A 26,662-nucleotide genomic window follows, 5' to 3' on the forward strand; every position below is an offset into this window, starting at 1 on the left:
GGCAGATGCCTGATGGCGCTGCACTTATCAGGCAAAATGATCCCAGAAATTCTCCATTTTTATCTTAGTATTTTCAGGCTATTTCAAATATCATCTTTTACCATCATTTTGTATCGGAATAGCTCATGACTGAAGCACAAAGACATCAAATCTTATTGGATATGCTGGCACAGTTGGGCTTCGTAACCGTTGAGAATGTCGTTGAACGACTTGGGATCTCCCCCGCTACGGCACGTCGCGACATTAATAAACTCGATGAGAGCGGCAAACTTAAGAAAGTCCGCAACGGAGCTGAAGCCATCACCCAGCAGCGGCCACGCTGGACGCCGATGAATTTACATCAGGCGCAGAACCACGATCAGAAAGTGCGGATTGCTAAGGCCGCATCACAACTGGTTAATCCCGGTGAAAGCGTCGTCATTAACTGTGGCTCAACTGCGTTTTTACTGGGCCGTGAAATGTGCGGTAAACCCGTGCAGATCATTACTAACTATCTTCCTCTGGCAAACTTCCTGATCGATCAGGAACATGAAAGCGTGATCATCATGGGAGGCCAGTACAATAAAAGCCAGTCAATTACCCTCAGCCCGCAGGGCAGCGAAAACAGCCTGTATGCAGGGCACTGGATGTTTACCAGCGGTAAAGGGTTGACCGCCGATGGTCTGTATAAGACCGATATGCTGACGGCGATGGCGGAACAGAAAATGCTGAGCGTGGTCGGGAAGTTGGTGGTTCTGGTGGATAGCAGTAAAATCGGCGAACGCGCGGGTATGTTGTTCAGCCGCGCGGATCAAATCGATATGCTTATCACCGGTAAAAATGCGAATCCGCAGATCCTGCAGGAACTTGAGAAACAGGGCGTTAGCGTTCTTCGCGTTTAAAGGTGTTGGCGGAAAAATGAGACGGTCGTCGCCAGTGCCTCAGGAGTAATACGGTGACGAACCCCTGGCTGCCACTGACAGATCAGATTCTGGTCAAGACCCGCCTGCATCAATGCCTGCTGTAAGCGGAGGGATTCCGCCGCCGGCACGACGTCGTCATCTTCGCCATGCCATAACAACAGCGGTCTGTCCGCCAGACGCGCGAGTTGCGTTGACACCTCCCACTTCGCTAACGGTGCAATAACGCTCTCGAACGCATCCTGCGCGCTGGGGGGAAACAGCGTGTGGGCCAGGTGAGTAAAATAGCCCGAGCCCATTAAGCTGGCGACGCATTTAACTTCCGGATGCTGGGTCATAATCCCCAGGGCGGTCATTGCCCCCATGGACGCTCCACCGACCGCCAGCCGATCGTCCAGTAGCCAGTTCTCCGCCGTAATAAGCGCACGTAACGCCGCAAACTCTTGAAAATTTTGCTGCAATATCTGCCAGAAATGCCCCATCCGCTCCTGCGTATTCCCCTTGAAGCGCTCTCCGTGATCTGGCGCATCTGGCATAATGACGCGAAAACCCGCCTGTGCTAACGCCACGGCAAAGTAGCTATAAACCAGGTTGGAGGAGGTGAATCCGTGGTAGAAGACAATAGTCGGTAAAGGCGTAACGCGTTTACCTTCAGGAAATGCGTGCAACAAAGAATGTTCAGCAAATTGACGCGTTTCAATTTCAATCATTTGAGGCCCCTTTTTTCTCTGGTATGCCATGAGGCATTCCATTAAGCAAGGCTAAGTGCGCGGTAACGATTCATAATGTTGAGAACTGGATTACGCTTTCGCGACATTTTCATTCGAAAATCGCGCGGAAGGTAACATTTTGGGAACATTCCCCCAAAGGGAAATTAATAAGGCACTACACTATGGCTATCAGGAAACGAGAGAGAGTTATGCGTCGGTTTGCTACTTTGATGCTGGCTTTATTGTTAAGCGGATGTAGCGTACTGCAGGGTACACCGCAACCCGCACCGCCTGTTGCCGATCATCCTCAGGAGATCCGCCGCGACCAGACACAAGGATTGCAGCGCATGGGTTCTGTGACCTCGCTGGTGAGAGGTTCTCCGGATGATGCAATAGCAGAAGTCAAAGCCAAAGCCGTTGCCGCGAAAGCAGATTATTACGTTATCGTTATGGTTGATGAAACCATCATAACGGGCCAGTGGTACTCACAGGCTATTTTGTATCGTAAATAACAGTACATTGATTTTTATTTGTTTTTACATTGCTTTGCATCTCTGTGCGTTTACCTGTGCACAATAAACCATCAGCCAGAGGCTGGACGTTTATTTCGCCGATGGAATACCTCGTTAAAAGCGAGGAAACGTAAAATGGAGCTGACAATGAAACAATCACTTACCTTATCCTCACTGCTGCTTACCGCCGGACTGGCGACGACGACGGCGCAGTCTGCAGAATTTGCCAGCGCGGATTGTGTTACCGGTCTGAATGAAATTGGCCTGATTTCTGTCAGTAATATTGAAGGTAATCCGCAAGATGTGGAACGTATTGTCGCGTTGAAAGCGGATGAACAAGGCGCATCATGGTATCGCATTGTTCAAATGTATGAAGATCAGCAGCCAGATAACTGGCGCGTAAAGGCTATTCTGTATGCGTAATCATGTGCCGGATGGCGAAAACTTATTCGTCCTACACAGACCGTAGGCTGATAAGACGCGATAGCGTCGCCATCAGGCATAAAATATTACCGTCCCCCTCCCGTCGCCCTCAGTAATACCGCGTCTTGCACCTGTTCTGATAAACGAATTCCTCCGCGCGTATCCAGCATCATCTGGCACCAGGCCTGTGCAATGGGTGGAGAAGCATGTTGCAGCATCTCAGCGCCACAGCCCAGCAGGAAAAGCTGCTGTGTGATCTCACGCCCCAGCTCTTCAGACGGTTTGCGCAGGCGTTGCTGAAGCTGACGGACCGCACGATCATAATGCCTGTCCTGGCCTTTGACCTTAGAAAAGGCAGCATTGAGTAACTCGTCAATACCTGTTTGTTTACTCAGCACGCGAAGCACATCCAGACACATTACGTTGCCCGATCCTTCCCAGATGCTATTTACCGGCATTTCCCGATACAGCCTTGGCAGTTCACTCTCTTCGCAATACCCGATCCCACCAAGCACTTCCATCGCCTCAGCAACAAAGGGAATCCCCCCCTTACAGACGGCGAATTTCGCCGCTGGCGTGAACAGACGAGCCCAAAGCATCTCTTCTGCCTCGTGACGACGATCCCAGGCGCGAGCCAGACGAAACAGCAACGCGGTTTGCCCTTCTAACTGAAGCGCCATGCGGCTTAACACCTGACGCATCATCGGTTGTTCGATCAGCGGCTTACCAAAGACCTGCCGCTGATGCGCATGGTAAACCGCAATGGAAAACGCACGCCGCATGAGTCCATGGCTGCCGAGCGCGCAATCAAAACGCGTCATACCGCCCATCTTCAGGATGTGACGGATCCCTTCACCTTCCTCACCTAACAGCCAGCCGATAGCATCCTGAAACTCCACTTCACAACTGGCATTAGAACGGTTCCCCAGTTTGTCTTTTAATCGTTCGATTCGGACGGCATTGCGCTGACCATCAGGTAAAAAACGCGGGACAAAAAAGCAGGACAGACCGCCTTTTGCCTGAGCCAGTATCAAATGCGCATCGCTTTGCGGCACAGAGAAAAACCATTTATGTCCCACCAGCCGATACGTGCCATCCTCCAGTCGCTCTGCCCGGGTAGAATTACTCAACACATCGGAACCACCTTGTTTTTCGGTCATTCCCATTCCAATGAGTAACCCTCGCTTTTGCCCGCCAGGCACCAAATGCGAGTCATAGCGATCGCTCTGGAGCGGTGTCTGCCAGTCGGAAAAGGTGTCGGGTAACATGCGTTGCAACAACGGAGTGGCCGCAAAAGTCATAGTGATGGGGCATAGCGTCCCCGCTTCAACCTGGGCATGCAGGACAAAGCGCGCAGCACGGGCGGTGAACGATCCCGCGCGGGCTTCGTCTTCCCAGGGGAGATTATGAACGCGGTTGCCGCAGAGTCCCTGCATCAACAAATGCCATGCGGGGTGAAAACGAACGTCATCCAGACGCTGTCCCTGCGGATCGTAACGCAGGAGTTCTGGTGGCCAGGCATTAGCCAGTCGCCCCAGCTCAAGTGATTCTCCTGTGCCGAGTTGCTGTCCGATACTGGCGAGAAGTTCGCTATCCCAGCCAGCACCTTCACGGGCCACAGCCTCGCAAAGAGCGCCATCGGACAGGAATAAATTACTGTTATTAAGCGGAGTCGGTTGGTTGAAAACGGTATGAGTGTGCCAATTCATTGTGTCTCCCTCCTTCAACGGCGGCACCATTAATTATGGTCACAGCCGAGTGAATGGCGACTGAGGGAGATCACAAAAGTGGGATTAACCCGCGATGTAATGCGGGATGAAACGCGAAGTATCTTTAGTGATCAAGGTATTATCTTCACGGATCCCCATACCACACGCTTCGTCATCGACGATCCAACTGCCGATCAGCGTGTAACTGTCACCAAAACGCGGCAACGGCTGAAATGCCTGGTAGATCATCGGCTCATCGGCATAATCGCCCTCTGCATGTTCAAGAACCTGCTGCTTTCCGTCAAAAATGGTGACGTTTCCGCCTTCACGGGAAAAGATCGGCTTGCGCACATAGCTTTCGCCTGCGCCGACAAGCGGCTTTTCACCGTCGAACCAGGACGGAAGCAGGTTTGGGTGATTGGGGAAGAATCGCCACAGCAGCGGCATCAGACCTTTGTTGCTGAGGATGCTCTTCCAGAGCGGCTCAACCCACTGTTCCCGGCGTTTCCGCAGTAGAGGACCGTTATCGTCACGCATCATCCACTCAAGCGGATAGAGCTTAAACGCGCGACGAATCACATTGTCATCCAGATCGGTCAACACTCCGCCGACACCTAAACCCAATTCTTCCAGATAGATGAACCGCGTTTCCTGCCCCGCCTGCTGCGCGCAATCCTGCAAATAGAGCACCGTGGTGCGATCTTCGTCGGTATCCTGGCAACAGCAGAAATAGAACGGTTCCGGGCTGTATAGCTCAGCAAAACGCGAGATCAAACGCTCCTGGATCGCGTTGTACTGATCGGCATCGCGCGGAATAACGCCGCTGCGACGCGCATCCTCCAGCCACAGCCATTGAAAATAAGCCGACTCATACAGCGAGGTTGGCGTATCCGCGTTATATTCCAGTAACTTAACCGGGTCGCTTCCGCACCAGACAAAATCCATCCGGCCATACAGCGTCGGATCGCGACTGCGCCAGCTTTCCGCAATAACGTCCCAGTACAGCGGAGGAATCGCCAGTTGCTCAAGGATTTGCTCATCCTTCACCGCACGATCCACCACCTCCAGACACATTTGATGGAGTTCAGCAGTCGGCTTTTCGATCTGCTCTTCGACCTGTCGCAACGTAAAGCGGTATGCGCGACTTTCATCCCAGTAAATTTCGTTATCAATGATATGAAAATCGAAACCGTGATCGTCGGCGATTTTATCCAGATCTCGCCGCACAGGCACATCATGTCGCAGCATGATTAGCCTCCCCAGCTTCCACGTGCGCTGGACGAGCGCCCGTAACCGCCGCGAGAAACCGTCGACGCTTTCTTCGTGCTGTAGCTATGGCTGGTAGCGGTGTTGCTTTTCCCGGAGCCCGTACGCCAGGAATAGTCCCCGGAGGTGGTACGCCAGACAGGGCGCGATGCGTAGGAAGAGCCTCCGCTGGAATAAACGTACTGCTCATCCCTGTCTTTGCGGATCGCGCGGCTGAGCAGGAAGCCGGAAATAACCGGGATCCAGCTTTGTCCAATATTGTCGTAATAACAGTTACCAAATTGAGACTGGCAACTGTTCTGCGTCATGTCCTTCGGCAAATTCGCGTAAAAATCGGTCTTCGCATTATTCCACCCTTCCGCGCAAACGCTGGCGTTATTGCCGTCATCAATGCAGTCCTGCACCGTCGAATAAAATATTCCATCGCCATCGTTATCAACATCATCGCTGTCGCTGCACCCTTTTAAGACAAAGAAGGCAGCGCCACCCATGATCGCTAACGTCAGAAATTTACCGCTGTACCGACTGCGTTTGGGTTCAAAAGGATTTACCGGACGGTCAATCCGGGTAATTGCGGAATGGCCCACGCCTGCATTCCGCCGCCTGTTTCTTGGTTTCTTAGCCATGATCGTCCGTTACCATGTCATGCAGGCAGCGTTAAAAATACCGCCCGCTAACGCAGCTGTCCCCATGAAGAGTCCTGCCGCAGTGTTGTGATTAATAATCTTCTCGCTGAGCGCTGGCATATAGAGCCGGACGCCACCATAAATAATCAACTGGATCACCAGCGCAATACCCCCCCAGGCAAAGTAATCGGGAATACTGACGGAGTTGATTGCCGCGCTGGATAAAGGAATAACATATCCCAACAGGGTGCCACTAAAGGCCAGTGATGCAGCCGTATTACTATTTTTAATCAGTTGCCACTCATTATGCGGCGTAATTTTTGAGTAGATAAAAAGGAATAGTATTGTCATTGCTGCGCCAATAAAAAAATAGGCACAGAAGGCCAGTAATGAATCCAGTATGTGCATCTCATTCTTCCCTGTAATTAACCAATTATATTAAGCGATGTTAGTGGAATATCGACGCCCAACGCGCGCGAGAAAACCCACTCCAGCTCGCCCTGTTCGTTAAATGTCTCTTCACCATTAAGGAGCAAGTACTCCCAGGTTTCTTCGTTAATTTGCCGCTGGTAGCCCATTGTAAAATTATGGACATCCCACTTTGCATGTTGCTGGTTTTCCACTTTTTCCAGCATGAAGATGGGTTCGATATTTCCCGGCTCTTCGCTGTTAAAGAAGCGTTCCCACTGTTGCTCTTGCCAGACTATTGTTGGTGTGCCCATCGCCTTCGGGCTAATGGCGGAACGCCAGTGAGATTCCTGATTGATGCCGTGACACGCTTCATAAACAAACAGTTTGATGTCTTCAATGTCGTCAACGTCAGCACCCCCGGTGGTACTGATTTGCAGAAACTCGTCGCCGGAAGTGTAATAACGGAAAATCTGGCTACCCCCGCCAAGGTCGATATGGCTGATCGCCGCAACGGTATATTCCTCGCCGGGAAGCTCAATCATCATGTCCTCTTCCAGCAGGCGAAACGCGAGCGTATCCAGCGTAAAACCGGCCCGTAAATGCAGCCCCAGCGGGCCGCGAATCCGTGCCGGCTCTGCTGTGTTTCCACCCAGCAGTCGTTGCAAAAATTGCTTCATAATGCTTCCCTTATTTCTTGCCAGGCGACCTCTTCCGCAAGGATCCGGCTATTTCCGACAAGATGTAACCACATACCGCCCCGCACCTCGGTTGAGATAACGGGATTGAGTTCCATCCCACGTCCGTTTTTACAGTGGCTGATACCCAGCACTGTGGCATCGTGATGCAGTTTCATATAGCGCATTAACGCGCCGTAGTGCATCGGTGGCACCGTTTCCGGAACCGGTAAGACAAAGCCCGTATCGCCAAGCATCGGGTTCATGATCGACGCAACGGATTGTGAGGAACCCGGATCCTGAATGGAGCGTGAAAGCTGTTCAGCGGAAAGATTGCGCACAATTTCCATATGAGGACAGTGCGTTTCCAGCAGTCCGGCATAGCGTTCATCTTCGAGATAAACGACAACGTGACAATGTTCAGGAATGAAATCGGCCAGCGACAGTGCCGACGTGAAGGTTTGCTCGTCCGTTCGGGCGAAAATAATGACGCTTTGACAGTGGCGAAGCCCCATTCGCTGGTGCTCTTGCGGGTCATTAACATTGCTTACGCGGATAAAATCCACCCAGCTGTTACCCGCCAGCGGGTGCTGAATATCGTCCCACTCGCATAACAACACCCGCTCAAAGGCCCGACGGGTGTCGTACAACAGCAACGAAATCATTTTCTCAGTCTGGTGACCGCGCCAGCCAATCACCAGCATATGCTTGTGCAGATGACGAAAATCGCCCATCCCTGTCATTCCTTTCGCTAACATTCCCTGTACCTGCGCGATGACTTTTCCCATAAAAGCGCCGAATAACCCGACGCTGACCGGAATTTGCCAGAGCGCCGTGAACAAGCGCCCTCCGGTCGTTTGAGGACTCAGATCGCCAAACCCCAGCGTGGAGCCCACCACGGAACTGTAATAAACAAAATCGCTCAGGCTGCCAACCAGAGCGGTTTCATGCAATAACCTCATAACCAGGTAACACAACAGATACTGGCCGATAAACATCCCGGTCAGGGCGGGCCAGGTTAATCTACTCAGATGGCGCTGACAGGTTCTGACCAGCCAGGTAAACAGCATTACTCGCCTTTCTGTTGCTGCAGTCGCGCCAGAACGTCCTGAGCAGAGCTTTTATTTGCTCCGCCAATGCCGACCTCAGCCAGACGCTCGTCCAGATCGCGACCATCGGTCACTTTCTCCAGTTGCGTCGCCGCATCCAGTCGCGCCTGACGCTCGGCCTGCCGCGTCTGGATACGCTTGAGCGATTCCGCCGCTGTAGAGACATTGGTGGTTGCGCCCAGGGTTGAGGTCGTCACGGACTGCTGTGCGCGCTGCATCGCTTCTGTGGCTTTAACCACTTCAAGCTGCTGCTCAAATTGTGAAATACGCTGGGCGGTCGCCGTCACGGCTTTCTCTACGGCATTTCGCGCGACTTCAAGGTTCGCAAGTACGTGTTCTTCAGCAGTAATCAGGTTCTCCAGACGCGCAATCTCTTCGGCGACCTCATTCACTAAGCCAGCATCGACATTTTTACTCAACGCTTCCAGGGCACGCTTTTCGAGGCTGGATTTTCGCTCGCGCAGATCCTTCAGTTTGTCATTACTCAGTTTTACCCGGGCAAGCAGATCCACACGAGACTTCCCGGCCTTATCGAGTTCACCTTTCGCATCACGAATATGCTGTTCCAGCATCCGTACACCCTGTGCTTCTTCAATAGAAGACTCCGCCTGGGAAATCATCGATTTGCCGAGCGTGAATAAACTTTTCAAAATTCCCATTCTGTATATTCCTTATTATGCCTGAGCGTACTCTTCCGTGATTTCAGCAAGATCCAGCGCGTTTTCTACCAGCGTTGTCATTTCGAGGGTCACATCAGCCAGTGAGGAACCTAGTGATAATGCGCCAAAAACCACATAATATTCTTCGTTCTGCACGCGAGAGATACCCACCGAAGATAACGGTAGAATTTTTTGGTTGCGTAATAAGAATACGTTAAATTCTGCCTGATTTGGAATACGACTCACCGGACAAATAAGGGTTTCAATAATGATCTGGCGAGAAGTAAATAATACCGACAATTGCAAATCACCATAATCATTCATTTTAATGATTATTGAATTATCGTTATCGATGAGATCTATATTCATACCATCAGCGGTACGTAGCGCATTAGCCAGCGCCTGCGGGCTCCATGTCATATATTAATCCATATGTTAATTATTTAACGATTAATTATTTGTATATCTAATTTCGCCTCATATATTACGCATAACCGATAAAAAAAAACCATCCACAAAGGGATGGTTTATTCTGAAAAATAAATTTAGCTGCGTTGACGAACGGCCTCAAAAAGGCAGATGCCCGTCGCAACGGAAACGTTGAGCGATGACACGCTGCCGGCCATCGGAATGCTGATCAGCTCGTCGCAGTGTTCGCGAGTCAGACGGCGCATACCTTCACCTTCTGCCCCCATCACTAATGCCATGCGACCGGTCATTTTGCTCTGGTACAGCGTATGGTCAGCTTCACCCGCCGTCCCCACAATCCAGATGTTCTCTTCCTGGAGCATACGCATGGTGCGCGCCAGGTTCGTGACACGAATCAACGGTACGCTTTCTGCTGCCCCACAAGCGACTTTCTTCGCGGTCGCATTCAGCTGTGCAGAGCGATCTTTCGGGACGATCACCGCATGGACGCCAGCGGCATCTGCACTACGCAGGCAGGCCCCGAGGTTATGCGGATCGGTGACGCCGTCGAGGATCAGCAAGAAAGGCTGGTCGAGTGAGGCGATCAGATCCGGTAGATCGTTCTCCTGGTACTGACGCCCCGGTTTCACGCGGGCAATGATGCCCTGATGCACGGCACCTTCGCTTTTCTCATCCAGAAATTGACGGTTCGCCAGTTGGATGACCACGCCCTGCGCTTCAAGAGCATGGATCAGCGGCAGCAGGCGTTTATCTTCACGGCCTTTGAGAATAAAAACATCCTGAAAACGTTCAGGAGCGCGCTCCAGCAGGGCCTGCACCGCATGGATGCCATAAATCATTTCACTCATTAAACTTACTCGTTTTGGGCGGTGTGCGCCGGGTTAAATTAGCCGTGAGAAAACTCACATGCCCCCATTATAACCGACCCGGCCTTCAAATCGACCCTGTCAGCCTTAACCACTGACTGACACCGTCATTTAAACCACTTATTAACGTAAGTGACGCTTCGCCTCCTGACGAACCCGATGCAGGACGTGATGCTTAATCTCGCTATACAAGGGATGTTCAGCAAGGGTTTCAATATTCCGTTCCCGCCCAAACGGCAGACGAATCTCATCGACGATTTTTCCCGGTTTTGCCGACATGATCAGAATACGGTCAGCCAGAAAGAGCGCCTCCTCCACGTCGTGGGTGACGAACAGTAATGTGGTGCCCGTGGACAGCCAGGCCTCACGCAATAACTCTTGCATCATCAGTCGGGTTTGCGCATCCAGCGCACCAAATGGTTCATCAAGCAGTAGCACTTCCGGGCCAGGAAGCCAGGCACGAGCCAGCGCCACACGTTGTTTCATACCACCAGAAAGCTGCCAGGGCGCATGATGTTCAAAGCCCTTCAGCCCTACGCGTTCCAGCCATAACTGCGCCTGGGCGTTGGTTTCATCTTTACGATGTTTGCCCAAACGGGGGCCAAAAGTGACGTTGTCCAGCACCGATAGCCACGGGAAAAGATTGGGCTGCTGGAAGATCATTCCGCGATCCGGGCCCGGTTGTGTTACCGCTTTTCCCCCCGCAACCACTCGTCCCCGATCCGGTTGATTAAATCCAGCGACCAGGTTCAGGATAGTGGACTTCCCACAACCAGAGGGTCCAAGCAGTACCACAAACTCGCCGCTGTTTAACGACAGGTTAATGTCTTCCAACACCGTAAACGGCTGCGGTTTTGCCGCAAAGGAGAGCGAGACATTTTCCAGGGTAATCGCACTCATTATTCTTTCCCCGCCCAGGGAACAGCCAGACGCTGTAACCCCAGCAACAACAAATCGAGCAAGTATCCAATACCGCCCAGAAGTAAAATTCCCAGCATGACGATATCAGTGCGCAAATAAGAGCTGGCGTTGATCACCATCCAGCCCAGACCAGAACTGGCCGCAACCATCTCTGCGGCAATCAGTGACGTCCAGCCTATGCCAATGGAGAGTCTGACGGTCGTGAAGAGATCGGGTAACGCGTCGGGCAATACCACACGCATAAAGATCTGCCTGCGTGAAGCGCCGAGCGTTTGTGCCACGCGAATCCGCGAACGCCCAATGCGGTCAACGGCTGCCGAAGCGCCGACCACCACGCTCAAAAACGTGGCAATAAAGATCAGGAAAAACTTCGATGCCTCACCGATTCCCAACCAGACTACTGCCAGCGGGATCAGCGCAATTTTTGGCAAAGGACGAAGAAACTGAACAAAAGGATTAAGCACCGCCGCCAGGCCATCCGACATCCCCATCAACAGACCCAGAGGAATACCGATAGCAATCGCCACCGCAAACGCGCTTAGCGCACGCGCCAGGCTAATCACAATATGTTCCCACAGCGGCACCTGACGGTAGCCGTCGGCCATCAGTTCTTCCGTTGTCAGACCAATATCGGTGAGAGACGGTAACAGCAGTGAGTCAACCCACTGCCGTGTCGCCGCCAGCTGCCAGACGATAAAGAAAACCACCACCGACAACACACTGATGGCGATATGCTGACGTAATCTCATTTTGCCGCCGCTTCGCGAATGTAACGAGAATCAATCGCCGTATCCCAATTAGCCGGAATATCACGCTTACGGATCTCACCAATACCGGCAAGGAAATGGGAGGTTTTGCTCAACGCTTTGCCAATACCGCTGTCAGTGGTTTGCGTACCGTTCCCCAACCAGTCAGCGGTTCCTTGCTCGGCAAGCGTGGGATATTCCAGTCCGCCCAGGGTATTTGCAGCCGTAGTGACTGGCGCGCCAACCTCTTTGGAGACAATCCCAGCAGCACGTTCCGGATCGTTTTTGAACTCATCCACTTTCTGCTGATGCACACGCAGGAAAGCGGTAACCGCATCAGGATACTGCTCAGCAAAGGCTTTACGCACAACATAGTTGTTGTAGATCAGATAGCCATCTTTTTGCAGATCTTTGGTCGCAAAAACCTGATGCCCACCCGAAGCTTCCAGTTCCTGAGCGAACGGTGCCCAGACATAACCAGCATCAATATCACCACGTTTCCAGGCCGCCACCATCTCAGCAGGGCGCAGCGGTAACAGCGTGATTTTGCTACGATCCAGCTTGTTCACGCTGATCGCGGCTTCAAGGGCATACTGCGCCGTCGAATTTGGTGGATATCCGACGCGTTTACCCTCAATATCCTTGATGTTGACTATGTCGTCTTTCCCAATCAGACGCTCATAGTTGGCTATCACCCCTGAAACACCAATAATCTCCACCGGTAATTTACGGACAATACCTGCCGTCGCCGGACTGGAGCCAAAATTGGCAATATCAATCGCATTGCTGGCGAAATAATTTAGCGCATCAGCGCCTGAAGCAAATTGCACCCATTTCACTTTCGTGTTTAAGGCTTTATCCAGAGAACCATCCGCTTTTGCCAACATTAATACCTGAGAGCCACCGCTATATGCCACCCGAACTTCAGTTGGCGTCTCAGCAAAACTCATATTCGCCCACAAACCACCCACGGCCGTTAATAATAAGAGAGTTCTTTTCATTTTATTTATCCTTTGAAGAATCCGAATATTGAGTCCGACATCGTAACGGACTACGCCTATATTTAAGACGTTAGTTAATTTGCCATAACTGCGAACATCGCTCTGCCAGTGCCTGAGCCGGGTCATATGTCAGATGATGAAATGGAGTATTGATCGCCGCTAGTGCGACAGGTACTTCTGTACACGCCAGCACCAGCTTTTGCGCCCCACGCTTAAACAATGCATTAGCCTGCCGCACTAACAACGCTCCCCCTTCAGCCAGCGCGCCGCGTTTGACGGCATAACAACCGGGTACGAACCACTGTGTCAGCTCCTCTGCTGTTGGCTCCAGCACAGTAATGCCCTGCGCAGCCAGCCTCTGCTGATACCATCCAGCATCCAGCGTGCCTTTTGTCGCGATAATGCCCACTCGCGAAGGTTTGTCATCAGACTGAGCCAATGCCTCCAGCGTGGCGTCAACGATATGCAAGATGGGCGCGTTACTCACTTCACTGAGCGCGTTATACCAGTGGTGTGCCGTATTACAAGGGATTGCAATATGGCTTGCTCCCACCTGATTTAGCGTCCTGATACCGTGTAGCAGTTGTGGTAGAGGTGACGGTCCCGTTCCTGCCAGCGCTTGCTGGCGATCCGCTATTTGCGGCACATTCCAGACGACCATGGGGATTTGCTGCTGATCGCTTTGCGCAGGCGTGGCATCCAGCAGGCGACGTTGAAAATCCAGCGTCGCCAGGGGACCCATTCCCCCCAACACGCCAAGCAAGAAGGGTTTAGCCATGCTCCAGCACCTGCCGGTAACCAAACAGCCCCGCCGATCCCCCGGTATGGATAAAGACAATGTTCTCATCCCGGCGGAAGTGACCTTTACGAATAAGGTCAATCAACCCTGCCATACCTTTTGCGGAGTAAACGGGATCAAGCAAAATACCTTCATGACGAGCCAGCAACGTCAGCGCCTCCAGTGTCCCTTCCGTCGGCAAACCGTACCCATCGCCAACATAATCACTATTCACCACTACCGCGTGACGCGACAACTCTCCCGGTACGCCAAGCCGTTCCCGCGTACGGGAAGCCAGATTCCACACGTTCTCTTCCTGTTTTGCTTTAGGTGCCCGCACGCTGATACCCAGCACGGAAACATGGCTGTGGGTTGCCGTAAAGCCCGCTACTAATCCCGCCTGAGTACCGGTACTGCCCGTGGCATGAACGACGTGATCAATGCGCAGTCGGCGTTCAGATGACTGATACAGCAGCTCTTCAGCACAGGCGACATAACCCAGCGCTCCCGTCGGGTTCGAACCGCCCCCCGGAATGATATATGGGTTGTACCCTTGATCGCGCAACGTTGCGGCATACTCTTCCATTGCCTGCTGCATATCCGTGCCACCAGGCAGATGAGCAACGATTTCCCCTCCCAGCAAGTTATCGAGTAATACATTGCCAGAGCGCTGATAATCTTCGCCAAAATCAGTCACGCGTTTTTCCAACAGCGCTTTCGCTTTTAACCCAAGCTTTGCAGCACCTGCGATTGTCTGACGGACATGGTTTGATTGCGTCGCCCCCTGGGTGATGACCACATCCGCTTTTTTCTCCAGTGCATCTGCCAGAAGGAATTCCAGCTTGCGGGTTTTATTTCCGCCACTTGCCAGACCGGTCGCGTCGTCGCGTTTAATCCATATATTTGGACCACCTAATAATTTACTTAAATTACTCAGCGGCTCCAGCGGCGTGGGAAAATGGCCAAGAGAAACTCTTGGAAAACGAGCCAGATGCATAAGTGCTCCTTGCTATTAATGATTTCAAAAAGTGAAATTCACTATACACATCTGCCGAAGATGGCTAATCAAAAAGAATAAATAACGATTACTGAAAAATGAATAAGCAACAAGAAAGGGGTAATACAGATATTGAATATTCTTATGCGGAATGACTTACAGCAAAAAAGAATAACCCCTTCGTCTGGAAGGGGTTATTAGAAGCAATTACTACGCGGGTTTCTTTTTAGCGGCACGCTTTGCTTTTGTCGCCGCCGCTATTTTTTGCGTTTTCTCAGAAGGCTTTTTCGCTTTTTTGGCCTCTTTCTTCGCCGCCTTTGGCTTTTGTTTCTTCTCACCACGGAAAGCGCTGTCTGGCTCAAAGTTCACTTTTTTGCCTGCCTGGCGGCGACGCCCGGACTTTTTACCCGCATCGCCTTTTTTCGCGTTCTCGCGCGCCGTTTTGCCGACATTACGCGGCGCACGCTCGCTGGAGATCAGGCTGAAGTCGATTTTACGCTCATCCATATTGACCGCTTCTACGCGAACTTCCACGCGGTCGCCAAGACGATAAGTCTGGCCGCTGGATTCGCCGGTCAGACGCTGTCCAACCTGGTCAAAACGGTAGTAGTCGTTATCCAGTGAGGAGACATGCACCAGGCCATCAATAAACAGCTCATCAAGACGGACAAAGAAGCCAAAGCCGGTTACGCTGGCAATCACGCCTTTAAACACGTTGCCGACCTGATCCAGCATAAAGTCACACTTCAGCCAGTCAGAAACGTCACGCGTCGCTTCGTCAGCACGACGTTCTGCCATGGAACAGTGCTGACCCAGTTGCAGCATCTCTTCCATCGAATAGTGATAGCCGCCGGTTTCTGTAGTGTTGCCCTTATGCCCCTGCTCTTTCGCCAACAGATACTTAATGGCGCGGTGCAAAGAAAGGTCCGGATAACGGCGGATGGGTGACGTAAAGTGAGCATACGACTGCAATGCCAGCCCAAAGTGGCCCCGGTTTTCCGGATCGTAAATCGCCTGTTTCATGGAACGCAGCAGCATGGTCTGCAACATCTCTGCGTCTGGACGATCGGCGACGGATTCCAGCAACTCGGCGTAATCGCGCGGTTCCGGCTTGTTGCCGCCCGGCAGTTCAAGCCCCAATTCAGCAAGTACTGAACGGAACGAGGTGATCGCCTCGGTGGTCGGCTTATCGTGGATACGGAACAGCGCAGGCTCTTTAGCTTTCTCGACGAAACGTGCCGCTGAGATATTCGCCAGGATCATGCACTCCTCGATCAGTTTGTGCGCATCGTTACGATGGGTTTGTTCGATACGCTCAATACGACGTTCCGCATTGAAAATAAACTTGGCTTCTTCGCTCTCGAAGGAAATGCCTCCACGCTCCTCACGGGCTTGATCCAGCACCTTGTAGAGGTTGTGCAGCTCTTCGATATGCTTAACCAGTGGCGCATACTGTTCACGCAGCTCCTGGTCGCCTTGCAGCATATGCCAGACTTTGGTGTAGGTCAGGCGCGCATGGGAGCTCATTACGGCTTCATAGAACTTATAGCCCGTCAGACGACCTTTGGTTGAGACCGTCATTTCGCAGACCATACACAGACGATCTACTTGAGGATTCAGTGAACACAGGCCGTTAGAGAGCACTTCCGGCAGCATCGGCACAACCTGAGACGGGAAGTACACGGAGGTGCCACGGTTGCGCGCTTCTTGATCCAGCGGCGTTGGCGGACGCACGTAATAGCTTACGTCAGCAATTGCCACCCACAAACGCCAGCCACCACCGCGTTTCTTCTCACAATAAACCGCATCGTCGAAGTCGCGGGCATCTTCACCGTCGATGGTCACCAGCGGTAAATCACGTAAATCCACGCGCCCGACTTTGGCCTCTTCCGGCACTTCTTCTTTCAGTCCGGCAACCTGCTTCTCTACCGCCTGCGGCCAGATGTAGGGAATTTCGTGGGTACGCAGCGCCATATCAACGGCCATACCGGTGCCCATATTATCGCCCAGCACTTCTACGATTTTACCTACCGCTTTGGTACGACGCGTCGGACGCTGGGTAAGTTCAACCACCACCACAAAGCCCATTCGGGCGCCCATCACCTCTTCAGGCGGGATCAGGATGTCGAAGCTCAGGCGGCTATCGTCCGGAACAACAAAGCCCACGCCTGCGTCGGTAAAATAGCGACCAACAATCTGGCTGGTTTTTGGTACGAGGATACGCACGATGCGCGCCTCACGACGGCCTTTACGGTCCGCCCCCAGCGGCTGTGCCAGTACCTGGTCGCCATGGATGCAGGTCTTCATCTGCTCGCTGGAAAGGTACAGATCGTCTTTACGTCCCTCGACGCGCAGAAAGCCGTAGCCATCACGGTGGCCAATAACGGTACCTTTCAGCAGATCGAGACGTTCCGGCAGTGCATAGCACTGACGGCGGGTAAAGACCAGTTGTCCGTCACGCTCCATCGCGCGCAGACGGCGGCGAAGCGCTTCAATTTGCTCTTCGCCTTCAATGTTGAGTTCAACCGCCAGCTCATCGCGGTTGGCCGGTTTTTCACGTTTGGTTAAATGTTCGAGGATAAATTCCCGGCTTGGGATAGGGTTCGCGTATTTTTCTGCTTCGCGTTCCTGGAAAGGATCTTGTGACATTGAGGTTCCTCCATTGTCAGCTCTGATGAAGATTTTCGTCACTCCACCAGCAATAATTTATAAAGCGGTTGATTCTCTTCAACCAAATCGGCAAGCGTGTAGTTGTCCAACTCCGTCAGAAAACTATGCACGGCCTTAGAAAGCGCCTGTTTTAGTCGACAGGCAGGGGTGATATGGCAAAACTCGCTGCTACAATTCACCAGCGACAGCGGTTCGAGTTCACGCACCACGTCGCCGATACGAATCGTATTGGCCGCTTTGCCTAAACGGATCCCGCCGTTTTTTCCCCGGATGGCAGTAACGAAGCCCGTCCGGCTAAGTTGATTGATTATTTTGACCATATGATTACGGGATACGCCGTAGACTTCTGTCACCTCAGAAATACTGGTCAGGCGTCCTTCCGGTAGCGACGCCATATAGATTAGCGCACGTAATCCGTAATCAGTGAAACTCGTTAACTGCACATCAACCTCAAGGGAAAGGGGGAAACGAAATACAACTTATTTATATTGATGATAAACCAGCCACTAGCCAGGTCGCTAATTTATTTCAATGCGGGAAGGAAAAAAGCGAGGAGTTTGTGTTAAACGAAGCCGGATGACAGCAAATAATGCCTTATCCGGCTAACAAGCCCGATGAGTATAGCACCACCGGGCATCAATGACGACTTATGCGTCGAACGGGTCGCGCAGAATCATCGTTTCAGTGCGGTCTGGGCCGGTAGAAATAATATCAATCGGTACACCGGTCAGTTCTTCAATACGCTTAATGTAGTTCAGCGCTGCCTGCGGTAAGCCGCTACGTTCTTTCACGCCAAAGGTAGACTCTGTCCAGCCCGGCATGGTTTCGTAGATTGGCTCGATACCTTTCCAGTCGTCAGCTGCCAGCGGCGTTGTGGTCACTTCACGGCCGTCCGGCATGCGATAAGCGACACAGATTTTCACCTCTTTCAAACCGTCCAGTACGTCCAGTTTGGTCAGGCAGAAGCCAGACAAGGAGTTGATCTGCACCGCACGACGCACAGCAACGGAGTCCAGCCAGCCGGTACGACGACGACGACCAGTGGTCGCACCGTATTCGTTACCCTGCTTGCACAGGAACTCACCGATATCATCAAACAGCTCAGTCGGGAACGGACCCGCGCCCACGCGAGTGGAGTAAGCTTTGATGATACCCAGAACGTAATCCACATAACGCGGACCCAGGCCAGAGCCGGTCGCCACGCCACCTGCGGTGGTGTTTGAGGAAGTTACGTACGGATAAGTACCGTGGTCGATATCCAGCAGCGTACCCTGCGCACCTTCAAACATGACGAAATCGCCACGCTTACGCGCCTGGTCAAGCAGATCGGAAACATCAACAACCATAGCAGTCAGGATGTCGGCAATCGCCATGACATCGTCCAGCACTTTCTGGTAGTCAACAGCTTCCACTTTGTAGAAGTTAACCAGCTGGAAGTTGTGATACTCCATCACTTCTTTCAGTTTTTCAGCGAAGGTAGCTTTGTCGAACAGATCGCCAACACGCAGGCCGCGACGAGCCACTTTGTCTTCGTATGCAGGCCCGATACCACGTCCAGTGGTGCCGATGGCTTTCGCGCCGCGCGCTTTCTCACGTGCGTTATCCAACGCAACATGGTAATCGAGGATCAGCGGACACGCTTCGGACAGCAGCAGACGCTCACGGACAGGGATACCACGGTCTTCCAGTCCTTTCATCTCTTTCATCAGCGCAGCAGGCGACAGCACAACGCCGTTACCGATGATGCTGGTGACGTTTTCGCGCAGAATACCTGATGGAATAAGATGGAGGACGGTTTTTTCACCGTTGATTACGAGAGTATGGCCCGCGTTGTGTCCGCCCTGATAGCGCACAACATATTTAGCCCGTTCAGTCAGAAGATCGACGATCTTTCCTTTACCTTCGTCACCCCATTGGGTGCCCAGTACGACGACGTTGTTACCCATTTTTCAAAATCACCGTTTGCTTAAAAATGGATTCTACCATCGCTTTTTCAGATATACAGCAGTTTTTACATGCAAAAACCCGCTAATTTTGCACACTATTTAATCAGCCAATCGTTTTCCTCAACATGTAGTAGACCACAACGCCCGCAACCACAAGTCCGCCGCCAAAACGACGCAATGTATTTTCCGGCAACAAGGTCATGGCGGTGATCATCTTCTTCCACGCTCGCGGATAGAGCATCGGTCCTAAGCCTTCCAGTACTAACACCAGAGCCAGCGCCAACCAGATTGTTGAGTTCATTAGATGTCCTTATAAAAAGAAAACCACCGCATCCCGGAAGATGCTGGTGGTTTTACTCACTGAAAACCGCAGGAGAGATTATCGCGTTGCGGTACTCGGTGTCTTCATGTAGCGGAAGAAATCACTGTCCGGGCTCATCACCATGACGTCCTGGTTTCCTTCAAAGCTCTTCTCGTAAGCACGCAGGCTACGGATGAAGGCATAGAAGTCAGGATCCTGGCTGAACGCATCGGCAAACAGTTTCGCTGCTTCAGCATCGCCTTCACCGCGCATGATGCGTCCCTGACGCTCAGCTTCCGCCAGCGTTTTGGTCACTTCATAGTCGGCTGTCGCGCGCAGTTTTTCGGCCTCTTCCTGACCCTGCGAACGGTGACGACGGGCTACAGCTTCACGCTCTGCGCGCATACGGTTGTAGATCGCTTCAGAGACTTCCGTCGGCAGGTTGATTTGCTTGATCCGCACATCCACCACTTCGATCCCCAACGCCGCCATACTGTTCGGGTTGATGACAGCAACTTTGCCATTGGTTTCAGCCTGAACACGTTCTGCGGCTTCCGCAATGGCGCTATCCGCCGCTGGCGTTGCCACTTCGTCTTCAGTGCCTGCAGAACCGGAGTTCAGTGCGTCGCGAACTTCCAGCGTCAGACGACCACGGGAGTCGGTCACAATGTCTTTCACATCCAGACGACCAATCTCAGAACGCAGACGGTCCGAGAATTTACGTTTCAGCAGCACTTCCGCCTGAGAAACATCGCCACCGCCTGTCGCCAGGTAGTAACGGCTGAAGTCGCTGATACGCCACTTGATATAGGAATCAACAATCAGGTCTTTTTTCTCTTTGGTGACAAAGCGATCGGCCTGGTTGTCCATGGTCTGAATACGTGCGTCGAGCATTTTCACTGATTCAATGAAAGGAATCTTGAAGTGCAGACCCGGTTCAAAAACCAACGGTTTGTTGTCATCGTCACGCAGAACTTTACCAAAGCGCAGCGTAATTCCGCGCTCGCCCTCTTTGACCACAAAGACAGACATGTAGAGCACTACCAGCACGATGATGATAATCGCGATAACAGACTTACGCATCGTTATTCCCCCTGACGCTGGTAGTCATTACGCTGCGCGTTAGCGCGGCGTTGGTCCATAATATCGCCCTGACTGGTGGACGAGGTGTTGCTTGCTCCGCTGCTGGAAGAGGAGGCCGGCGGTAAACGCAGCAGATTCGATCCGCTATCGCTCTTTACCGCTGGCGCGTTTCCACCTTTCAGCATCTGATCCAACGGCAGAACCATCAAATTACTGCCTTTATCGTTGACCAGTACTTTACGGGTATGGCTCAACACTTTTTCCATCGTCTCAATATACAGACGCTCGCGGGTAATCTGCGGTGCGGCTTTATATTCCGGCAGGATCTTCGCAAAACGAGCAACTTCACCCTGAGCTTCCAGGATGGTCTGAGTCTTATACGCACGCGCTTCTTCAAGAATACGCTGTGCCTGACCGTTCGCACGCGGCTGGACTTCGTTGGTGTACGCTTCTGCTTCACGGATGTATTGCTGTTCGTTTTCACGCGCGGCAATGGCATCGTCAAACGCGGCTTTCACCTCTTCCGGCGGACGTGCAGCCTGGAAGTTGACGTCCAGCAGGGTGATACCCATGTTGTACGGACGAATCGTCTCTTCCAGTTCACGCTGGGTATCGCTACGAATAACGGTACGCCCTTCGGTCAGGATACGGTCCATGGTGTATTTACCGATAACGCCACGCAGGGCGCTGTCGGTGGCCTGACGCAGGCTGTCATCGGCGCTGGTCACGCTAAACAGGTATTTCTGTGGATCGGTTACGCGGTACTGGACGTTCATCTCAACGCGTACTACGTTCTCGTCAGAGGTCAGCATCACGCCAGAAGCAGCCAGTTCGCGCACGGCTTCCACGTTCACCGGCGTTACGTTGTCGATAAAGGTCGGCTTCCAGTTAAGACCCGGCTCAACCAGATGGCTGAATTTACCAAAACGCGTCACTACGCCGCGTTCCGCTTCTTTGATGGTATAGAAACCCGTTGCCGCCCAGATAATGACAATCGCTGCCGCAGCAATGCTGACGACACGCCCGCCCAAATGTGGACGAGGGCCTTGCGATGAGCTTCCGCCGCCAGAGCCGGTACCTTTACCGCCACCCAGACCACCGAGTTTTTTGCTCAGTTTACGGAAGATATCATCGAGATCAGGGGGTCCCTGCTCACGACCACCTTTGTTTCCATTTCCCTCAGAGTTGCCGCCAGGTTTGCTGCTTCCCCACGGGTCGCGGTCTTGTCCGTTGTTACCGGGCTGATTCCACGCCATGTTTGTGCTCCATAATTGTTATGCGGTGCTATACCTGTGTCTTTTGCGCTGCGTAAACATCGCAAAACCCATAAGGCATAGAGGCGAAATAATCTTCAAGCCATTGCCGGCAGATTAGATGACATAGTCTTCCAGTGCCGGTTCTTGTTTACAGAGGCGACGCCAGTCAACGATCGGCATGCGAACTTGCAGACTTACGCTGCCGTCATCCTCCATCCACTCTTTTTCTATTGCCTGAAGCTGATAAAACCGGCTTCTCAGTCGCCCTTCCTGCGGCGGCAAACGCAACGTATGCTGCGCTACCTCACCGGAGAGTCGCTCCGTCAAAGCCTGAAAAAGCTGTGGTATTCCTACTCCAGTCTGGGCAGATAACCAGACACGGATCGGTTTGTTCTCTTCGTCCCTGTCGATACGTGGCTCGAAATCGTCCAGCATATCGATCTTGTTCATCACCATCAGCATTGGGATCTCGTGAGCATCAATCTCTTCGAGAACGGTATCCACTGCGTCGATGTTTTCCTGCACCCGTACGTCAGCCGCATCGACAACGTGTAATAACAGCGTGGCCTGACGCGTCTCTTGCAAGGTCGCCTTAAATGCCGCCACCAGATCGTGCGGCAGATGGCGGATAAACCCTACGGTATCCGCCAGGACGGTTTCACCGACGTCCGCAACGTCAATCCGACGCAGCGTCGGGTCCAGAGTGGCGAACAGCTGATCGGCTGCATACACCCTGGCTTCCGTTATCTGGTTGAAAAGTGTGGATTTTCCTGCGTTGGTATACCCCACCAGCGAGACGGTCGGGACATCCGCTTTAATGCGCGACTGTCGCCCCTGCTCACGTTGCTTTTCAACTTTTTCCAGGCGCGACTGGATCTGCAAAATACGGTTACGCAATAAACGACGGTCGGTTTCGAGCTGGGTTTCACCCGGGCCGCGCAAACCAATCCCGCCTTTTTGTCTTTCAAGGTGGGTCCAGCCACGCACAAGACGCGTAGCCAGATGGCGCAACTGCGCCAGCTCAACCTGCAATTTACCCTCATGGGTGCGTGCACGTTGGGCGAAAATATCTAAGATAAGACCTGTGCGATCGATAACACGACACTCGCACAAACGCTCCAGGTTACGCTCCTGAGCCGGGCTCAACGCATGGTCAAAAAGCACGACGGCAGCGCCAGTCGCTTTCACGGCTTCCGCAATTTCAACTGCTTTACCTTCACCAACAAAATACTTCGGGTGCGGTGCTTTACGGCTCCCGGTAATCACCTGCATTGCTTCGACACCGGCGGAAGAAACCAGAGATTCAAACTCCTGGAGGTCTTCCATATCTTTGTCTTGCGAAAAATAGATGTGTACCAGTACCGCCTGCTCACCAGCATCATAACGGTCGAACAAGCGTAACTCCTCAATATAAATCAGCGGGGAACTCAGGTTCGCTGGCTCCCCGTGTGTAAAACAGCAAAAACCTTATTCAGATTCTTCGCTGTCCTGTTGCGCAGTTGAACCCTGCGCATTGCTACCGTGATGGTAGTTGCTGCTCGTACCGCCGCCGGTATTGTTACTGTGATGAGAAACCGGACGAGACGGGACAACAGTAGAAATCGCGTGCTTATAAACCATCTGGCTGACCGTGTTTTTCAACAGAATCACAAACTGATCAAAAGACTCGATTTGACCTTGAAGCTTAATACCATTCACCAAATAAATAGAAACTGGAACACGTTCCCGACGCAATGCGTTCAGGAACGGATCTTGTAAAGATTGCCCCTTAGCCATTCTCTCTTTTCCTTATATGCTTATTTGTACTTTGAATCTTTCGATTCTGAAAATTGCGCACGATACGCCTTAATTGTACACATTCAGTCCGCGATAGCACCAACAACCTGTAATACTTCTTCGAGTGCCTGTTCCGGTTTTTCGCTGTCAAGCCAGTGAACCCCTTCCCAACCACGCAACCAGGTTATTTGCCGCTTCGCTAACTGTCTCGTGGCGCAAACACCTCTATAAACCATTTCATCGTATGAAATTTCGCCTTCAAGGTATGACCACATCTGGCGGTATCCCACACAACGAATGGAAGGCAAGTCCGTATGCAAATCTCCACGGGCAAATAACGCCCGAACTTCTGCTTCAAATCCTGAAGCCAACATCTGATGAAAACGCTGTTCAATGCGTTGATGCAACAAATCACGGCTCGCCGGAGCGATAGCGAACTGATGCACCTGATAAGGTAAAGCGTCTCCCGACGTTTGCGTCAGCTCCGTTAAAGTTTTACCCGAAATGAAAAAAACTTCCAGTGCCCGGGAAAGTCTTTGCGGATCATTTGGATGAATACGTGCAGCGGCAACCGGATCGATGGCCTGAAGCTGCTGATGTAACGCATCCCATCCCTGCTCTACCGCTTGTTGCTCAATGCGGGCTCTGACCTCAGGGTCCGCCGAAGGTAATGGCGAAAGCCCTTCCAGCAACGCCTTGAAATACAACATTGTTCCGCCGACCAGCAGCGGTATACGTCCCGCTGCGGTGATATCCGCCATCTCTGCCAACGCGTCGCGGCGAAAATCAGCCGCCGAATAGGCCTGCGCGGGGTCGCGAATATCCAGCAATCGGTGCGGGGCGGCCTTTAACTCTGAAGCCGTCGGCTTTGCCGTACCGATATCCATCCCTTTGTAAATGAGGGCAGAATCAACGCTTATCAACTCTACTGGCAAAACTTTACGCAGTTCAATCGCGAGTGCCGTTTTGCCGGAGGCCGTTGGCCCCATCAAAAATAGTGCCTTTGGCAGGCTTGCCTTACTGGTATCACTCATGTTTCAGGGCGTTCATCACCGAATGTAAATCAACAGGTTGTAACAGACCACCCGGCGGCACCTTCACAAGCTGTGGGCATAGCCGCTCCACATCAGCCAACAGGGTAATGGCCTGGGCCATTGACCATTGCGCGTGTTCGCTCATTAAATTACGCGCAATCCACTGCGCCATATTTCCAGGTTCAAGCGCTGACTGCTGCGTCAGGTAGCCTATCAGTTCAGGAATCAAGATTTGTAAATTTTGTTGGCGTAAGGGTAAAGGCACGGCTCGAATGGTCACATGCTGGGCATCCGATTGAAACTCAATCCCTAATTCCACCAGCGCCTGCTGTGCCTTTTGCAGCGCCGCCTTTTCTTCGGCGGTCACTTTTAAACGCAGCGGGATCAGCAGCGGCTGGGCGCAAACCTGGCCTTCGCCCGGCGTGAGCTGTGCCTGGCGTAGCCAACGCTCTGCGACGGGTAAAGACAGCAGTTGAATCTGCCCATCACGTTCCAGCAACGCGCAGTCGTGCCCCACAATCGTGAGAACGCGACCAAAACCATGGCTATTGCCGGTCAACGCAGGTGCAATGGGTTCCGGCGCAGCCACTCTTGCCGCAGGTGCGGGCGTTTGCAGAAGCTGTCTGTACACTTCGCCCTGCTGTTTCTGGTAGCCAGGCTGAGCATTCGGCCAGCTCGGCTGTGCCGGACGCGTTCCGCCGCTCACAGGTGAAGTTGAGGAAGAATAACGCGGTGCAGACGTTTCGCGCACCGGTTCAGGCTCAGCAAAATGGTTGCGCCCGGCAGCCACGCGATTTTCCGGCACGTGTCTGGTGGTGGGCTCATCATTGGCTTCCAGCGGTAGCGGCGATTCCAGTTGCTGTTGCAGAACGCTCAATACGCCCTGATAGATAAAGTCATGCACCAGACGCGACTGATGGAAACGAACTTCATGTTTCGCCGGATGGACATTCACGTCGACCTGATGCGGATCAATCTCAAGATACAGCACGAATGCCGGCTGTTGATCGGCTCCCAGCTTAGCTTCGCACGCCTGACGAATGGCGTGGTTGATCAACCTGTCGCGCATCATGCGTCCGTTAACGTAGCAGTACTGGATCTCTGCCAGCGCCGTGGTGGTGTGCTGAGGATCGGCCACCCAACCGCGCAGCATCAAATCGCCATGCTGCCATTCAATGGCCAGCGCGTGTTCCAGAAATGGCATCCCACAAATGCTACCAAGACGGCGCTCTTGCGGCGCGTCTTTCGCCACCGCGCGATACTGGCGCACCATTTTTCCGTTGTGGGATAAATTAATCGTCACGTCAAAACGCGCCAGCGCAATGCGGCGAATAATTTCGTCGATGTGGTTAAATTCAGTTTTCTCGGTACGCATAAACTTGCGTCGAGCGGGGGTGTTGTAGAACAGATCGAGCACTTCAAGCGTCGTCCCCACCGGGTGCGCCGCCGGTTTCACCGTCACGTCCATGTCGCGCCCTTCGGCGTAGGCCTGCCAGGCCTCCTGCTGATCTTCCGTGCGGGAAGTCAGGGTCAGACGAGACACCGAACTGATACTCGCCAGCGCTTCACCGCGAAAACCAAGGCTGATGATGGCTTCCAGATCGTCAAGCGAGGCAATTTTACTGGTCGCATGACGCGCCAGCGCCAGCGCCAGTTCGTCTTTTTTAATACCGCAGCCGTTGTCACGAATACGAATGAGCTTCGCGCCGCCGCGTTCGATATCAATATCAATGCGCGTCGCGCCCGCATCAAGACTGTTTTCGACCAGTTCTTTTACCACCGACGCAGGCCGTTCCACCACCTCACCTGCGGCAATCTGGTTCGCCAGTTGTGGCGGTAGCACCTGAATCGGCATGCAAA

At 52.6% G+C, this 26,662-nt stretch carries 28 protein-coding genes; 3 read left to right on the top strand and 25 right to left on the bottom strand.

From position 1 onward, the window contains the following. Positions 1–125: 125 nt before the first annotated feature. Positions 126–881: an HTH-type transcriptional regulator UlaR gene (ulaR, locus tag HVY19_RS18085; protein ID WP_181681940.1), complete on the top strand. Its 756-nt coding sequence runs from the start codon at positions 126–128 to the stop codon at positions 879–881. Here the strand turns inward: ulaR and yjfP are convergent. Further along, positions 878–1,609: an esterase gene (yjfP, locus tag HVY19_RS18090; RefSeq protein WP_181681942.1), complete on the bottom strand. Its 732-nt coding sequence runs from the start codon at positions 1,607–1,609 to the stop codon at positions 878–880. The two genes, ulaR and yjfP, sit on opposite strands and share 4 nt — an antisense overlap. Before the next feature lie 182 nt (positions 1,610–1,791). Between yjfP and bsmA the strand changes: the two genes are divergently transcribed. Together bsmA and yjfN are read left to right on the top strand one after the other, a co-directional pair. Continuing rightward, positions 1,792–2,121 carry a biofilm peroxide resistance protein BsmA gene (bsmA, locus tag HVY19_RS18095; protein ID WP_181681945.1) on the top strand — a complete coding sequence of 110 codons (330 nt, stop codon included), beginning with the start codon at positions 1,792–1,794 and terminating at the stop codon, positions 2,119–2,121. A gap of 147 nt (positions 2,122–2,268) precedes the next feature. Further along, positions 2,269–2,544, top strand: coding sequence for a DUF1471 family protease activator YjfN (yjfN, locus tag HVY19_RS18100; protein WP_181681947.1), 276 nt, complete (start codon positions 2,269–2,271; stop codon positions 2,542–2,544). An 86-nt stretch (positions 2,545–2,630) separates the two neighbouring features. On the opposite strand, the gene HVY19_RS18105 is transcribed toward yjfN, so the two are convergent. From HVY19_RS18105 to mutL, 24 genes are all read right to left on the bottom strand, one after another. Then, on the bottom strand, positions 2,631–4,253 hold the full coding sequence (locus HVY19_RS18105) for an isovaleryl-CoA dehydrogenase (protein ID WP_181681949.1): 1,623 nt from the start codon (positions 4,251–4,253) through the stop codon (positions 2,631–2,633). A gap of 84 nt (positions 4,254–4,337) precedes the next feature. Then, entirely contained in the window at positions 4,338–5,501 is a 1,164-nt protein-coding gene (locus tag HVY19_RS18110) for a glutathionylspermidine synthase family protein (RefSeq protein WP_181681951.1), read from the bottom strand. A 2-nt stretch (positions 5,502–5,503) separates the two neighbouring features. Next, positions 5,504–6,145, bottom strand: coding sequence for a DUF1190 domain-containing protein (locus tag HVY19_RS18115; protein ID WP_181681953.1), 642 nt, complete (start codon positions 6,143–6,145; stop codon positions 5,504–5,506). Positions 6,146–6,154: 9 nt separating this feature from the next. After that, positions 6,155–6,553 carry a DUF350 domain-containing protein gene (locus HVY19_RS18120; RefSeq protein ID WP_181681955.1) on the bottom strand — a complete coding sequence of 133 codons (399 nt, stop codon included), beginning with the start codon at positions 6,551–6,553 and terminating at the stop codon, positions 6,155–6,157. Between the two features lie 17 nt (positions 6,554–6,570). Further along, positions 6,571–7,233, bottom strand: a complete 663-nt coding sequence (locus tag HVY19_RS18125; protein ID WP_181681957.1) for a YjfK family protein — start codon at positions 7,231–7,233, stop codon at positions 6,571–6,573. Then, positions 7,230–8,300 (bottom strand): potassium channel family protein, encoded by a 1,071-nt coding sequence (locus tag HVY19_RS18130; protein ID WP_181681958.1) that lies wholly within the window; start codon positions 8,298–8,300, stop codon positions 7,230–7,232. Before HVY19_RS18130 ends, HVY19_RS18125 begins: the two co-directional genes overlap by 4 nt. Next, on the bottom strand, positions 8,300–8,998 hold the full coding sequence (locus HVY19_RS18135; RefSeq protein WP_181681960.1) for a PspA/IM30 family protein: 699 nt from the start codon (positions 8,996–8,998) through the stop codon (positions 8,300–8,302). Before HVY19_RS18135 ends, HVY19_RS18130 begins: the two co-directional genes overlap by 1 nt. A 15-nt stretch (positions 8,999–9,013) precedes the next feature. Further along, complete coding sequence (locus HVY19_RS18140) at positions 9,014–9,418, bottom strand: DUF2170 family protein (RefSeq protein ID WP_181681962.1); 405 nt, start codon at positions 9,416–9,418, stop codon at positions 9,014–9,016. A 125-nt stretch (positions 9,419–9,543) separates the two neighbouring features. After that, a complete protein-coding gene (rlmB, locus tag HVY19_RS18145) occupies positions 9,544–10,275 on the bottom strand; it encodes a 23S rRNA (guanosine(2251)-2'-O)-methyltransferase RlmB (RefSeq protein ID WP_181681964.1) in 732 nt (243 codons plus the stop codon). A 141-nt stretch (positions 10,276–10,416) separates the two neighbouring features. Beyond that, the gene (locus tag HVY19_RS18150) at positions 10,417–11,193 is read right to left on the bottom strand and encodes an ABC transporter ATP-binding protein (RefSeq protein ID WP_181681966.1); all 777 of its coding nucleotides are present in this window, start codon (positions 11,191–11,193) and stop codon (positions 10,417–10,419) included. After that, positions 11,193–11,963 (bottom strand): ABC transporter permease, encoded by a 771-nt coding sequence (locus HVY19_RS18155; RefSeq protein ID WP_181681968.1) that lies wholly within the window; start codon positions 11,961–11,963, stop codon positions 11,193–11,195. Before HVY19_RS18155 ends, HVY19_RS18150 begins: the two co-directional genes overlap by 1 nt. Further along, the gene (locus HVY19_RS18160) at positions 11,960–12,961 is read right to left on the bottom strand and encodes a glycine betaine ABC transporter substrate-binding protein (protein WP_181681970.1); all 1,002 of its coding nucleotides are present in this window, start codon (positions 12,959–12,961) and stop codon (positions 11,960–11,962) included. The genes HVY19_RS18155 and HVY19_RS18160 overlap by 4 nt, the downstream gene beginning before the upstream one ends. 70 nt (positions 12,962–13,031) lie before the next feature. Further along, positions 13,032–13,739: an amino acid racemase gene (locus tag HVY19_RS18165; RefSeq protein ID WP_181681972.1), complete on the bottom strand. Its 708-nt coding sequence runs from the start codon at positions 13,737–13,739 to the stop codon at positions 13,032–13,034. After that, positions 13,732–14,736: a D-cysteine desulfhydrase gene (locus tag HVY19_RS18170; protein WP_181681974.1), complete on the bottom strand. Its 1,005-nt coding sequence runs from the start codon at positions 14,734–14,736 to the stop codon at positions 13,732–13,734. Before HVY19_RS18170 ends, HVY19_RS18165 begins: the two co-directional genes overlap by 8 nt. Positions 14,737–14,946: 210 nt before the next feature. Then, a complete protein-coding gene (gene rnr, locus HVY19_RS18175; protein ID WP_181681976.1) occupies positions 14,947–17,385 on the bottom strand; it encodes a ribonuclease R in 2,439 nt (812 codons plus the stop codon). A 38-nt stretch (positions 17,386–17,423) separates the two neighbouring features. Beyond that, on the bottom strand, positions 17,424–17,849 hold the full coding sequence (gene nsrR / locus HVY19_RS18180) for a nitric oxide-sensing transcriptional repressor NsrR (RefSeq protein WP_181681978.1): 426 nt from the start codon (positions 17,847–17,849) through the stop codon (positions 17,424–17,426). Between the two features lie 204 nt (positions 17,850–18,053). Continuing rightward, entirely contained in the window at positions 18,054–19,352 is a 1,299-nt protein-coding gene (gene purA, locus HVY19_RS18185) for an adenylosuccinate synthase (RefSeq protein WP_181681980.1), read from the bottom strand. Positions 19,353–19,455: 103 nt separating this feature from the next. Next, positions 19,456–19,653 (bottom strand): DUF2065 domain-containing protein, encoded by a 198-nt coding sequence (locus HVY19_RS18190; protein WP_181681982.1) that lies wholly within the window; start codon positions 19,651–19,653, stop codon positions 19,456–19,458. Between the two features lie 78 nt (positions 19,654–19,731). After that, positions 19,732–20,736 carry a protease modulator HflC gene (gene hflC, locus HVY19_RS18195; RefSeq protein ID WP_181681984.1) on the bottom strand — a complete coding sequence of 335 codons (1,005 nt, stop codon included), beginning with the start codon at positions 20,734–20,736 and terminating at the stop codon, positions 19,732–19,734. A gap of 2 nt (positions 20,737–20,738) precedes the next feature. Continuing rightward, positions 20,739–21,992 carry an FtsH protease activity modulator HflK gene (gene hflK, locus HVY19_RS18200; RefSeq protein ID WP_181681986.1) on the bottom strand — a complete coding sequence of 418 codons (1,254 nt, stop codon included), beginning with the start codon at positions 21,990–21,992 and terminating at the stop codon, positions 20,739–20,741. A 114-nt stretch (positions 21,993–22,106) separates the two neighbouring features. Continuing rightward, on the bottom strand, positions 22,107–23,387 hold the full coding sequence (hflX, locus tag HVY19_RS18205) for a ribosome rescue GTPase HflX (RefSeq protein WP_181681988.1): 1,281 nt from the start codon (positions 23,385–23,387) through the stop codon (positions 22,107–22,109). 72 nt (positions 23,388–23,459) lie between these two features. Beyond that, entirely contained in the window at positions 23,460–23,768 is a 309-nt protein-coding gene (gene hfq, locus HVY19_RS18210; RefSeq protein WP_181681990.1) for an RNA chaperone Hfq, read from the bottom strand. A gap of 83 nt (positions 23,769–23,851) precedes the next feature. Continuing rightward, complete coding sequence (miaA, locus tag HVY19_RS18215; protein ID WP_181681992.1) at positions 23,852–24,802, bottom strand: tRNA (adenosine(37)-N6)-dimethylallyltransferase MiaA; 951 nt, start codon at positions 24,800–24,802, stop codon at positions 23,852–23,854. Then, positions 24,795–26,657: a DNA mismatch repair endonuclease MutL gene (mutL, locus tag HVY19_RS18220; protein ID WP_181681994.1), complete on the bottom strand. Its 1,863-nt coding sequence runs from the start codon at positions 26,655–26,657 to the stop codon at positions 24,795–24,797. Before mutL ends, miaA begins: the two co-directional genes overlap by 8 nt. Positions 26,658–26,662 lie beyond the last annotated feature (5 nt).

It is taken from the genome of Citrobacter sp. RHB25-C09, from assembly GCF_013836145.1.
GTDB lineage: Bacteria > Pseudomonadota > Gammaproteobacteria > Enterobacterales > Enterobacteriaceae > Citrobacter_A.